10 protein-coding genes are annotated in these 11,869 nt (G+C 68.5%); 7 read left to right on the top strand and 3 right to left on the bottom strand.

Annotated elements, in window-relative coordinates; all coding sequences use genetic code 11:
* Positions 1–2: 2 nt before the first annotated feature.
* The gene (locus tag ACO06I_RS11200; protein ID WP_421932648.1) at positions 3–1,595 is read right to left on the bottom strand and encodes a flavin monoamine oxidase family protein; all 1,593 of its coding nucleotides are present in this window, start codon (positions 1,593–1,595) and stop codon (positions 3–5) included.
* Positions 1,596–1,840: 245 nt separating this feature from the next.
* On the opposite strand from ACO06I_RS11200, the gene ACO06I_RS11205 reads away from it, so the two are divergent.
* The 4 genes from ACO06I_RS11205 (at position 1,841) to ACO06I_RS11220 (ending at position 7,390) form a co-directional block, all read left to right on the top strand.
* Positions 1,841–2,746 (top strand): SDR family oxidoreductase, encoded by a 906-nt coding sequence (locus tag ACO06I_RS11205; RefSeq protein ID WP_421932649.1) that lies wholly within the window; start codon positions 1,841–1,843, stop codon positions 2,744–2,746.
* A 179-nt stretch (positions 2,747–2,925) separates the two neighbouring features.
* Positions 2,926–4,350, top strand: a complete 1,425-nt coding sequence (locus tag ACO06I_RS11210) for an MFS transporter (RefSeq protein WP_421932650.1) — start codon at positions 2,926–2,928, stop codon at positions 4,348–4,350.
* 88 nt (positions 4,351–4,438) lie between these two features.
* The gene (locus tag ACO06I_RS11215; protein ID WP_421932651.1) at positions 4,439–5,842 is read left to right on the top strand and encodes an MFS transporter; all 1,404 of its coding nucleotides are present in this window, start codon (positions 4,439–4,441) and stop codon (positions 5,840–5,842) included.
* A 117-nt stretch (positions 5,843–5,959) separates the two neighbouring features.
* A complete protein-coding gene (locus ACO06I_RS11220; protein ID WP_421932652.1) occupies positions 5,960–7,390 on the top strand; it encodes an MFS transporter in 1,431 nt (476 codons plus the stop codon).
* Positions 7,391–7,449: 59 nt separating this feature from the next.
* On the opposite strand, the gene ACO06I_RS11225 is transcribed toward ACO06I_RS11220, so the two are convergent.
* The gene (locus ACO06I_RS11225) at positions 7,450–8,568 is read right to left on the bottom strand and encodes an Mrp/NBP35 family ATP-binding protein (RefSeq protein ID WP_421932653.1); all 1,119 of its coding nucleotides are present in this window, start codon (positions 8,566–8,568) and stop codon (positions 7,450–7,452) included.
* Positions 8,569–8,696: 128 nt separating this feature from the next.
* Here ACO06I_RS11225 and hflK point away from each other — a divergent pair, with 128 nt between their 5' ends.
* Genes hflK through ACO06I_RS11240 form a run of 3 tightly spaced genes read left to right on the top strand, consistent with a single transcriptional unit; the run spans position 8,697 to position 11,344 of the window.
* On the top strand, positions 8,697–9,890 hold the full coding sequence (hflK, locus tag ACO06I_RS11230; RefSeq protein ID WP_421932654.1) for an FtsH protease activity modulator HflK: 1,194 nt from the start codon (positions 8,697–8,699) through the stop codon (positions 9,888–9,890).
* Positions 9,887–10,777: a protease modulator HflC gene (gene hflC / locus ACO06I_RS11235; protein ID WP_421932655.1), complete on the top strand. Its 891-nt coding sequence runs from the start codon at positions 9,887–9,889 to the stop codon at positions 10,775–10,777. Before hflK ends, hflC begins: the two co-directional genes overlap by 4 nt.
* A gap of 6 nt (positions 10,778–10,783) precedes the next feature.
* Complete coding sequence (locus ACO06I_RS11240) at positions 10,784–11,344, top strand: arsinothricin resistance N-acetyltransferase ArsN1 family B (RefSeq protein WP_421932656.1); 561 nt, start codon at positions 10,784–10,786, stop codon at positions 11,342–11,344.
* On the opposite strand, the gene ACO06I_RS11245 is transcribed toward ACO06I_RS11240, so the two are convergent.
* Positions 11,345–11,788 carry an ArsI/CadI family heavy metal resistance metalloenzyme gene (locus ACO06I_RS11245; protein WP_421932657.1) on the bottom strand — a complete coding sequence of 148 codons (444 nt, stop codon included), beginning with the start codon at positions 11,786–11,788 and terminating at the stop codon, positions 11,345–11,347. It lies immediately after the preceding gene.
* Between the last annotated feature and the right edge of the window lie 81 nt (positions 11,789–11,869).

Below are 11,869 nucleotides of genomic sequence, written 5' to 3' on the forward strand. Positions count from 1 at the left end.
GGTCAGGCCTCCAGGGCGCGCTTGTGCAGGCGGGTGATGGCGTCGATGGACGACAGCAGGGCGCCCTCCATCCAGCAGCCGACATAGGAGGCGTGCTCCCCGGCCAGGACCACGCGGTCGTCCATGGCCACCAGGGTCTGGTAGTGGGCGGCCCGGGTCTCCTCGGTCCAGCGGGCGCAGCAGCCGAGGATCCAGGGAACGCGGTTCCAGGCCACCGAGGCGCCGTTGCGGAACTCCTTGCGGTAGCTCTCCGGGTGGAAGACCGACCCCTGCGCCAAGGCCGCCTCGATGCGCTCCTCCGGGGTCATGCCGGCCAGGTGGTAGCCGCCCATGCCGCTGGCGAAGGCGCCCAGCAGGACGGCGGGACCGTCCTTGAGGAAGTTGTTGTTGGGGTAGGAGACCAGGCTGATCTCCTGGTTGGTGAAGGAGTGGCCGCCATAGATGGCCGAGTCCTCCTCCCAGAACCGGCGGCCCATCTCCAGGCCGATCTTCACCGAGTTGGAATAGGGCACCGCGGCGATGGCGGCGTTCATCTTCGCCGACATGTTGTTCTCGATCTGGCTCAGCACCGTCAGCGGGATGGTGCAGACGCACCAGTCGGCCTTGGCCTCGGTGACTGCGCCGGTTCCGGTGTCGGCATAGGTGACGGCGACGCCCTTCTTGCCCTGGTCGATCTTGGTGACCTTGGCGTTGTAGGTGATCAGGGGCTGGACCTCGCGGGCGAAGGCCTTGCCGATCATGCCCATGCCCCCCACCGGCTGGAACATGGTGGTCTGGAACTCGTCGTTCATGAAGAACGCCATGTTGCGCCAGATTTTGGAGTCCAAGACGTCCTTCAGGGCGAAGACGTCAGACGGGGTCGGCGCGCCATTGACCCCGCCGCCCGGCGGGCGGTCGAAGCCGCGGTGCTCCGAGGAGCGCAGGTTCTTGGCGTACCTCATGTCCCCGTCCAGCATGCCCCACTCGCGCAGGGCCTCCTTCAGGCGGTCGCGGTCCTCGGCCGTGACGCTGGCGTCGAGGCTCTTCTGGTCAAGGGCCTTGCCCAGCAGCTCGGCCACGTTGCCCTCGAAGTCGGCGGCCAGGGCCTTGAAGCGCTGCGGCTTGCCGCCGAAGGCGTCGGTGTTGTGCACATAGGCGTTGTGGTTGAACTGGATGAAGGGCTGCAGCTCGACATTGAAGGCCTTGCAGTAGTGCAGCAGGGTCCGGTGGTGGTGCGGGATGCGCCAGGGACCCGGGTTCAGATAATTGCCCTGCGCGAAGCCCACCTTCTGGGTCGCCCCGCCCATCTCGATGAGGGTGTCGCCGCCATAGAGGGACCAGTTCCGGCCCCCCGCGCGGCCCTGGTATTCCAGCACCTTGACCTTATAGCCGGCCTTGGTGAGCTCATAGGCCGCCAGCATGCCGGCCAGGCCCGCCCCCAGGACGATGACCGAGGCGCCCTTCTTGGCGCCCGACAGGTTGGGCGGCCCCTTGAACTGGGTCTCGGCGGCGTAACCGAGGGTGGTCATCATGTTGTACATGAGGGCCGAGCCCCCCAGCATGCCGATGGTGGACAGCAGCTGCCGCCGCGTCGTCCTCTGACCTGTCTGTTCCAAGTGGGCGCCCTCCCCTGACCTCGACCGAGCCTGTGGGTACGAACCCCGCCGCGCCGGCGCCAACCGACAGTGTGGGCGGGCGCGGCTTTTGATCGGGCTGCCTGCGCTTTGACGGTCGCGGCGCGAAAATGGCCAGGGATCGGGCAGTTGGATCCGGCGGCGGCCGGCGCGCTGGACGCTTGACCTTGCCCATCCCGCGCCGCACAAACCGCGCGAAATTCGAACCCTTGTTTGGAGAGACTTCCATGGCGGACATCCGCTTCGACGGCAAAGTCGCGATCGTCACCGGCGCCGGCGGCGGCCTGGGCAAGCAGCACGCGCTGGAGCTGGCGCGGCGCGGGGCCAAGGTGGTGGTGAACGACCTGGGCGGCTCGATGGACGGCTCGGGCGGCTCCTCGGCCGCCGCCGACGCCGTGGTGGAAGAGATCAAGGCCATGGGCGGCGAAGCCCTGGCCAACGGCTCCTCGGTCACCGACGACGCCGGCGTCGCCCACATGGTCAAGCAGGCCATGGACGCCTGGGGTCGCATCGACGTGCTGATCGCCAACGCCGGCATCCTGCGCGACAAGAGCTTCGCCAAGATGACCATGGAAGACTTCGAGCTGGTGGTGAACGTCCACCTGATGGGCACGGTCAAGCCGACCAAGGCCGTCTGGGACATCATGCGCGAGCAGAACTACGGCCGCATCGTCGTGACCACCTCGTCCTCGGGCATGTACGGCAACTTCGGCCAGTCCAACTACGGCGCCGCCAAGCTGGGCATCATCGGGTTCATGAACACGATCCGCCTGGAGGGCCAGAAGAACAACATCCACATCAACGCCATCAGCCCGGTCGCCGCCACGCGGATGACCGAGAACCTGATGCCCCCCGCCATCCTGGAAAAGCTGAAGCCGGAATACGTGACCCCCGGCGTCGTCTACCTGGCCTCGGAGGAGGCCCCCACCGGCGCGATCCTGACCGCCGGCGCCGGCGCCTTCGCGCTCACCCGCCTCTACGAGACCGAGGGTGTCTATCTCGGCGAGGGCGGCCTGTCGGTGGAGGAGGTCCGCGACAACTGGGCCAAGATCTCCGACCCGGCCGGCCAGCAGGCCTACCTGAACGGCGGCGAGCAGAGCGGGAAGTTCTTCCGCAAGATGCAGGGCGGCTAGGCCACACGCCCACATCGCCAAATGTTGCAAAGGGCGGCTCCGCAAAGGGCCGCCCTTTCGATTCTGTAATGCCGATCGCGCTGAATCCGCTTGCTTCGCCGTGGGTGATCGCGCGTAACCTGACAGCCTGACTCAGACCTCCCAGAGAGAGGTGAGCCACCTTCGGAGGATGCGAGACTTTGACCCAAGCCCAGACGGCCGCCAGCTCCGGACGCCTATCTCTCGCAACCATTCTCGCCTTCGCCTGCACCAGCCTGCCGCTCTCGGCCCTGGCCATCGCCATCTCGGTCTACCTGCCGCGCTACTTCGCCAGCCACATCGGCGTGGAGCTGGCGGTGGTGGGCGCGGTCTTCGCCACGGTGCGGGCCATCGACATTCCCCTCGACCCGGCCCTGGGCATGCTCATGGACCGCACGCGGACCCGCTGGGGCCGCTATCGCGTCTGGACCGTGATCGGGGCGCCGATCCTGATGCTGGCCCTGCTGATGCTGTTCCAGGCCCCCGCGGGGTCGGGAAAGCTCTACCTGATGGGCTGGCTGCTGATCATGTACCTGGGCACCTCGATCCTTTCGCTCTCGCACTCGGCCTGGGCCGCGACGCTCGCCACCAAGTACCATGAGCGCTCGCGCATCTTCGGGGTGATGACCGCCGTCGGCGTGCTGGGTTCCGTCCTGGTCCTGGTCATCCCCATCGTGCTGGAACAACGGGGCATGACCGACGCCCAGGGCGTGCAGGCCATGGGCTGGTTCATCATCGGCCTGACCCCCATCGCCGTTGGCCTGGTGGTCTGGCGCACGCCCGAACGCATCACGGTGGACGTGGGCGCCAAGCACTTCAATCTGAGCGACTACTGGGCCCTGATCTCGCGGCCCAACATGATCCGCATCCTGCTGGCCGACCTCTGCCTGTCGCTCGGCCCGGGCTGGATGGCGGCGCTCTACCTGTTCTATTTCAAGGACGCCCGGGGCTTCTCCACCGGCCAGGCCAACATCCTGCTGGCGGTCTACATCCTGGCCGGCTTCGCCGGCGCGCCGTCGGTGGGCTGGCTGGCCAACAAGATCAGCAAGCACCGAGCGGTGATGGTCACCACCACCGGCTATTCGATCATGCTGATGCTGGTGGGCATCCTGCCCCAGGGCGACCTGCTGTTCGCGACCCCGGCCATGTTCATGGCCGGCTTCCTGGCCGCCGGCTTCGGGGTCATGACCCGGGCGATCACCGCCGACATCGGCGACGAGGTGCGGCTGGAGGGCGGCAAGGAGCGGATCGGCCTGATCTACGCCCTCACCGTCCTGACCGGCAAGGTGGCCGGCGCCTTCTCGATCTTCCTGACCTTCACCGTGCTGGCCCGGGTCGGCTACAACGCCAAGGAAGGCGCGCTCAACACGCCGACCGCGATTCACAATCTGGAGCTGGCCTATCTGATCGGGCCCATCGTCTTCGTGATGCTCGGGGGCGCCTGCTTCATCGGCTACAAGCTCGACGCCAAGAACCACGCCGAGGTGCGCCGCCAGCTCGACGAGCGCGACGCCCTCTATGACGAGGCCGCCATCATCGAAAGCATCGCCGCCGAGCCGGGCAACGTGATCGCCGACAAGGGCTGACGACAAATTCTTCCCTCGCGCCAATTTCGGCGCAGACTGCATTTTTTAGAGCCGGCGCCCTTAGCGCCAACCCATTTGGAGGTCCTTCATGGCGGTTTCGCCCCCATCCCAGCGGCTATCGCTGCCGGTCGCCCTATCGTTCGCCTCGACGGCCTTGCCGATCGCGGCCATCGGCCTGGTGATGGGGGTCTACCTGCCCCGGTTCTTCGCCGGACACCTGGGTCTCTCCATGGTGGCGGTTGGCGCGGCGATCACCATCGTGCGGCTGCTGGACCTGGCGGTGGACCCGCTGCTGGGCATGGCCATGGACCGGACCACATCGCGTTGGGGCCGCTATCGTCCGTGGCTGGTGGTGGGCGCGCCCCTGGTGATGGCCTCGGTCTACATGCTGTTCATGGCCGACAAGGGGGTCAGCGAGGGCTACGTTATCGGCTGGCTGCTGGTGCTGTACCTGGGGATCTCCATCGTGACCCTGGCCCAGGCGGCCTGGGGCGCGGCGCTCGCCACCGACTACAATGACCGCAGCCGGGTCTACGGCGTGATCAGCGCCGTCGGCGTCATCGGCGCGGTGCTGATCCTGGTCGTGCAACTGGCCGTGAAGGGCAGCTTCGCCGAGAGCGTCCACGCCATGGGCTGGTTCTGCATCGTCCTGCTGCCGATCACGGTCGTGCTCTGCATCTGGATCAGTCCGGAGCGGGTGGCTCCCAAGGCGACCGGCCAGCACGCCAGCTTCGCCGACTACTGGAAACTGATCACCCGCCCGGAGATGATGCGGCTGATCTTCGCCGACTTCGTGATGGCTCTGGGTCCGGGCACCACGGCGGCCCTCTACCTGTTCTTCTTCCATGACGCCCGGGGCTACACCGGACCTCAGACCTCGATCCTGCTGATGTTCTACATCGCCGCGGGTCTGGCCGGCGCCATCTTCTGGAGCTGGCTGGCGCAGAAGCTGGGCAAGCATCGCACCCTGATGCTCACCTCGGTCTGCTACGCCATAACCCAGTCGGCCCTGATGATCATCCCCAAGGCCACCATGGCGCTGGCCATCCCCGGCATGTTCGCGGTGGGCTTCGTCTCCTCGGCCTTCGTACTGATTGTTCGGGCCATGGTGGCCGACGTCGCCGACGAGGTGCGGCTTGAGACCGGCGAGGAGCGGGCCGGCCTGCTCTACGCCCTGGTCACCACAACTCAGAAGATCGGTGGGGCGATCACCGTCGGCATCAGCTTCACCGTGCTGGGCATGGTCGGTTACAACGCCAGCGAAGGCGCCGTGAACACCCCCGAGGCCATCCGCGGCCTGGAGCTCTGCTACGTGTTCGCGCCAGTCATCCTGGTGTTCGTCGGCGGGGCCTGCTTCATCGGCTGGAAGCTCGACGCCGCGCGCCACGGCGAGGTCCGCCGGCAACTCGACCTCCGCGACGCCATGGCCGCCGAGGCCGGGGTGCTGCAGACGACCTCGGGGGTCGACCTGCCGGACGCCAGCAGGCCCTGAATCGGGGGCCGGAGCCCCGCCGCCCCGACGGAAAGTGCTTGCGCGGCTGCTCCGGCCACGCTCTCCTGACCGGATAAGCGCCCCCAGAGGCGCACCAGTCATTTTGAGGAGACGCTCGTGGCTTCCATAACCGCCAATCCGGCGGCGGGCCGTTTATCGACCCCGGTTATATTCGCCTTCGCCAGCGCCGGCATTCCCGGCGCCATGCTCGCCCTGATCCTGGGCACCTACCTGCCGCGCTTCTACGCCGGCCATATCGGCATCTCGCTGACCGCCGTGGCCGGGGCCGTGGCCCTGGTGCGGCTCATCGACCTGGGCTTCGACCTGGTGATCGGCGGCGCCATGGACCGTACCCGCACGCGGTTCGGCCGCTACCGGGTCTGGTACGCGCTGGGCATGCCGATCCTGATCCTGTCGATCTACAAGATCCTCAATCCGCCGGCCGACGCCGGCGCGGGCTACCTGATCCTGTGGCTGCTGGTGACCTATACCGGCACCTCGATCACCGGCCTCTCGCACGCCGCCTGGGCCGCGGCGCTGGCCACCGGCTACAACGAGCGCTCGCGCGTCTACGGCTGGATGCAGGCCGTGGCGGTGATGGGCTCGGTCACCCTGCTGATGATGCCTCTGCTGACGCACGGCGCGATCAAGCCCGGGGAAGGCTCCAGCATGCAGGCGATCGGCTACCTGATCATCGCCCTGATGCCCTTCACCGCGGCGGCCAGCATCTTCTTCGCCCCGGAGAAGGTGACGTCGGAACGTCCCGAACACGCCAAGCTCAAGGACTATATGCAGGTCTTCACCCAGCCCTCGATGGTGCGGCTGGTGATCGCCGACCTGTTCCTGGTGCTGGGTCCCGGCACGACCGGGCCGATCTACATCTTCTTCTTCCACGACGCGAAGGGCTTCCCCATCAGCCAGGTGAGCCTGCTGCTGATCCCCTATATCGGGGCCGGCCTGTTCGGCGCGCCGTTCTGGGCCCGCATCGCGCAGAAGCTGGGCAAGCACCGCACCCTGCAGGTGGCCTGCGTCTGCTATGCCGTGGCCCAGACCGTGCTGATGGCCATTCCCAAGGGCCTGTTCGTTCCCACCGCCGTGGGCATGTTCGCCGTCGGCTTCTGCGCCAGCGCCTTCGTCCTGCTGGTGCGCGCCATGGTGGCCGATGTCGGCGACGAGCTGAGGCTGAAGACGGGCAAGGAACAGACGGGCCTGCTCTACGCCCTGGTCACCATGACCCAGAAGTTCGGGTCCTCCATCACCGTGGCCATCGTGTTCCCGGTGCTGGCCTTCGTCGGCTACAACGCCAAGGATGGCGCCATCAACACCGAGGCGGCGATCCGCGGCCTGGAGACCTGCTACCTCTTCGCCCCCATCGCCCTGGTGCTGGTCGGCGGCGCCTGCTTCTTCGGCTACAAGCTGGATCGCGATCGCCACGCCGACATCCGCCGGCAGCTGGACGAGCAGGAGGCGGGCTTCACCGAGGCCGTCGAGGACGAGCCCCTGGTGGGGGTGACCTCCGGGCCGTCGCCGATCTCGCCCACCCGGTAGGGCCTATGCTTGTCGCGTGACGGGCGCCTGAACCGGCGTCCACTTCAGGCTGTCACGCTTTAGAGCAACGCCTTGGCGATCTGGTTGAAGACGTTGGCCGCCGGGCTCTGGGGCGCGGCGGCCGTCACCGGACGACCGTCGTCGCAGGCCTGGCGCAGGGCCTGATCCAGCGGGATCTCCCCCAGCAGGGGCAGGCCCAGCTTCTCCGCCTCGGCCTTGCCGCCGCCCTCGCCGAAGATCGGGATGCGGGCGCCGGTGGCCGGGTCGGGGAAGTAGGACATGTTCTCCACGAACCCGAGGATCGGGGTGGCGGTCTTCTGGAACATGGCGACGGCCCGGCGCGCGTCGATCAGGGCGATCTCCTGCGGCGTGGACACGATCACCACCCCGTCCAGCTTGATCTTCTGGACCAGGGTCAGCTGGATGTCGCCGGTGCCCGGCGGCATGTCGACCACCAGGATGTCGAGGGGCTCGGCCTCGGTCCCCCAGGCCACGTCGTTGGCCATCTGGCGCACGGCCGAGGAGGCCATGGGCCCGCGCCAGATCATCGGGGCGGCCTCGTCCACCAGGAAGCCGATGGACATCACCTTCATCCCCCAGGCCTCGAGCGGGATGAGCTTCTTGTCGGGGCCGAAGCCCGGGTCGCCGTCGATCCCCAGCATGCGCGGCGCCGACGGCCCATAGATGTCGGCGTCCAGCAGGCCGACCCGCAGGCCCATGGCGGCGAAGGCGGCGGCCAGATTGACCGAGATGGTGGACTTGCCCACCCCACCCTTGCCGCTGGCCACGGCGATGACGCGGCGGACATGGTCGGGCCGGGCGGCGTCCACCGGCGGCTTCGGGGCGGCGGCGGGATCCTGGGTCACGCGGGCGCCCTTGACCACGCGGGTGACGCCGGGCGCCGGGGGCGGCGGGGCGTCGGCCTGCACCGTCAACAGCACCTGGGCCTGGGCGACGCCGTCGACGCGGGTCAGCGCCCGCTCGGCCTGGGCGCGGGTGGGCTCGTAGAGCGGGATGTCGGCGGCGGCCACCTCCAGCACGAAGCCGGCGCGGCCGGGCGCGAGGTTGAGGCCGTGCACCAGCCGGGCGGCGACCAATCCCTTGCCGGTCTTGGGGTCGAGCACCTGGTCGAGGGCGGCCAGGATGAGGGCGCGTTCGGGGGCGGTCGGACTATCCATGACGCCTGTGTGTCTTGCTTTGCGGGCTCGCGCGCCTCATATCCGGCTGACAGCGCCGGTTTACAAGCCCGACGACAGGCAGCCAACGCAGCCGCCGCGCCGAGACAAAAGAAGCAGACGACGCGACCATGCCCTGGAACGACAATGCGAACCCCGGCCCCTGGGGCTCTCCGCCGTCTGGTGAGGGCGGCGACAAGCAGCCCCCCAAGAGCCCGGGCCCGCAACGCGGCGGCGGCGGCCCGCGCCGTCCGGGCGGCCCCGGCGGCCCGAACGGACCCGACATCTCCGCCCTCTTTGACCGTCTGGTCGCCCAGCTGCGCGGCATGTTCGGCGGCCGGGGTCCCGGCGATCCCGTACGGCCTGGCGCGCTCGCCGCCGTGGCCGGCGCCGGCTTCGCCATCTGGGCGCTGTCGGGCCTCTACATCGTCCAGCCCAACGAGGAGGCGGTGGTCACCACCTTCGGCGCCTATTCGCGCTCGGAGACGCCGGGCCTGCGCTACCGCCTGCCCGCCCCCATCGAGCACGTGGAGAAGGTGGCGGTCACCAGCCTGAACCGCATCGACATCGGCGGCTCGGCCGGCGCCGACGTGCCCGAAGAGAGCCTGATGCTCACGGGCGACGAGAACATCGTGAACCTGGACTTCAGCGTCACCTGGCGCGTCGCCGACGCCGCCAAGTACGTCTTCACGGTCCGCGACCAGGAAGACGCCGTGAAGGCCGTGGCCGAAAGCGCCATGCGCGAGGTGGTGGGCAAGACCACCCTGCAGGACATCCTGACCACCGGCCGCGGCAAGGTGCAGACCCAGTCGGCCGAGCTGATGCAGAAGACCCTGGACGGCTGGGGCGCCGGCGTCAGCGTCGTCGAGGTGCAGATCCGCAGCGCCAACCCGCCGCAGGAGGTGGTCGCCGCCTTCCGCGAGGTGGCCAACGCCGGCCAGGACGCCGAGAGCGCGGTCAACGAGGCCAACTCCTATCGCAACCGGGTGATCAACGAGGCCAAGGGGGACGCCGCCAAGCTGACCCAGTCGGCCCAGGGCTATCGCGAACAGGCGGTGCGGGAAGCCATCGGTGAAGCCTCGCGCTTCAGCCAGATCCTCACCGAGTACAAGCGCGCGCCGGGCGTGACCCGCGATCGCCTCTATATCGAGACCATGCAGAGGGTGCTGTCGCGCTCCAACAAGGTGGTCATCGACGGCAAGGGCGCCAGCGCCCCGATCATCCTGCCGCCGGACGTCTTCCGGCCCAAGACCGCCGCCGTGCGCGTGGAGCCGCAGGCTGAGGGCGGCCGTGTCGTCACCCCCAGCCCGGGAGCCCCGCAATGAACCGCCGCCTCACCACCTGGGGCGTCATCGCGCTTGGCGTCCTGGTCGTCCTGTTCAACACCGTGTTCATCGTCGAGCAGCGCCAGCAGGCCATCGTGGTCCGCTTCGGCGAACCGGTCCGCGTGATCAACGCCCCGGGCGAGAACGCCCCGGGCCTGAAGATCAAGGCGCCCTTCCTCGAGAACGTCATCAAGCTCGACAAGCGCAACCTGAAGCTCGAGGCCGACCAGGAGGAGGTCATCGCCGCCGACCAGGAGCGCCTGGTGGTGGACGCCTTCGTCCGCTACCGCATCTCCAACCCGCTGCAGTACTACCGCACCCTGCGCGACGAGCGCACCGCCAACGACCGCATCGAGCGACTGCTGAACTCGTCCCTGCGCCAGATTCTGGGCTCGGCCACCTCCAGCGACATCATCTCGGGACGCCGCGGCGCCCTGATGGCCCAGACCAAGGTGGACGTGGCCAAGCGCGCCAACTCCTCGCGCCTGGGCATCCAGATCATCGACGTGCGGATCAAGCGCGCCGACCTGCCCGCCGCCAACCAGGCGGCCGTCTATCGCCGCATGCAGACCAGCCGCCAGCAGGAGGCCGCCCAGCGGCGCGCCGAGGGCGAGCAGAAGAAGCGCGAGATCATCGCCGGCGCCGACAAGGAGGTGGCCATCACTCTGGCCACCGCCACCGAGGAGGCCGAGACCACCCGAGGCGAGGGCGACGCCCAGCGCACCCGGATCTTCGCCCAGAGCTTCGGGCGCGATCCCGGCTTCGCGGCCTTCTACCGGTCGATGCAGGCCTATGAGGCCTCGCTGGGCCAGGGCGACACGACGATGGTGCTCTCCCCCGACAGCGCCTTCTTCAAGTACTTCGAACGCGGACCCAACGCGCGATAGGAGCCCATGGCGGAGGTTGTCGGAATCCGGATCGCGCAGCCGGCGGACGCCGCGGCCTTCGCCGCCATCTACGCGCCCTTCGTCACCGACACGGCGATCTCCTTCGAGACGGAGCCGCCGTCGCCGGAGGTGATGGCCGGCCGGGTCGCCGAGACCCTGGCCACCCATCCGTGGCTGACCGCCGTGCGGGGCGGCGAGGTGGTGGGTTACGCCTATGCCGGCGCCCATCGCGAGCGGGCCGCCTATCGTTGGTCCTGCGACGTGACGGTCTATGTGGCGGCAGGCGCCCACCGGTCCGGGGTCGGTCAGGCGCTCTATGGCGCCCTTATCCCCATGCTGAGGCGGCAGGGCCTGAGATCGGCCTTCGCCGGCATCGCCCTGCCCAACGCGGGCAGCGTGGCCCTGCACGAGGCCATGGGGTTCACCCCCATCGGAGTCTATCGCGAGGTGGGCTTCAAGCTGGACGCCTGGCGCGACGTCGGTTGGTGGCGGCTGGCCCTCGCCACCGATGAGGGCCAGCCCGCCGAGCCGATCGCCTTCTCCGACCTCACGGCCGAGCCCGACTGATCAGCAGCAGGACGCGGCCAGCGCGCCGCAGGCCTGGGCCGCCGGCTTGGCCGTCGAGGGCGCTTCGTCCTCGCCGTAGCTGGTGGCGCCGCCGAAGGTGAAGAAGGTCTCCCAGCGCACCCCGGCCGGGTCGTTGACCCAGGCCTTGTCGGACTTGGCGTAGCAGCAGGTGGCGGTCTCCTGATCCAGGGTGGTCTCGCCGGCCGCCTTCAGCCGGCCCGACAGTTCGTCGAGCTCTGCGCGGCTGTCGACCTGGATGCCCAGGTGGTCGATCCCCGGCGCGCGCTGGCGGGCGGAGATGGCGAAGTTCACCCTCGGGTCCTCCAGCATCCACTTGGCGTAGTCGCTCTCGACGACGCTGGGCGCGGTGTTGAACAGGGTGGAGTAGAAGCCGATCGACTGGTCGAGATCGGCGACACCGACGTGGATGTGCAGGCGCTTCATGGCTGGCTCCGAATGGTTGATTCCATATTTCGAGAATTATGGAATTATAGAGTCGCCGTCAAGCCCTAGCCGGCGCGGCGC

It is taken from the genome of Phenylobacterium sp. (assembly GCF_965229015.1).
Lineage (GTDB): Bacteria > Pseudomonadota > Alphaproteobacteria > Caulobacterales > Caulobacteraceae > Phenylobacterium.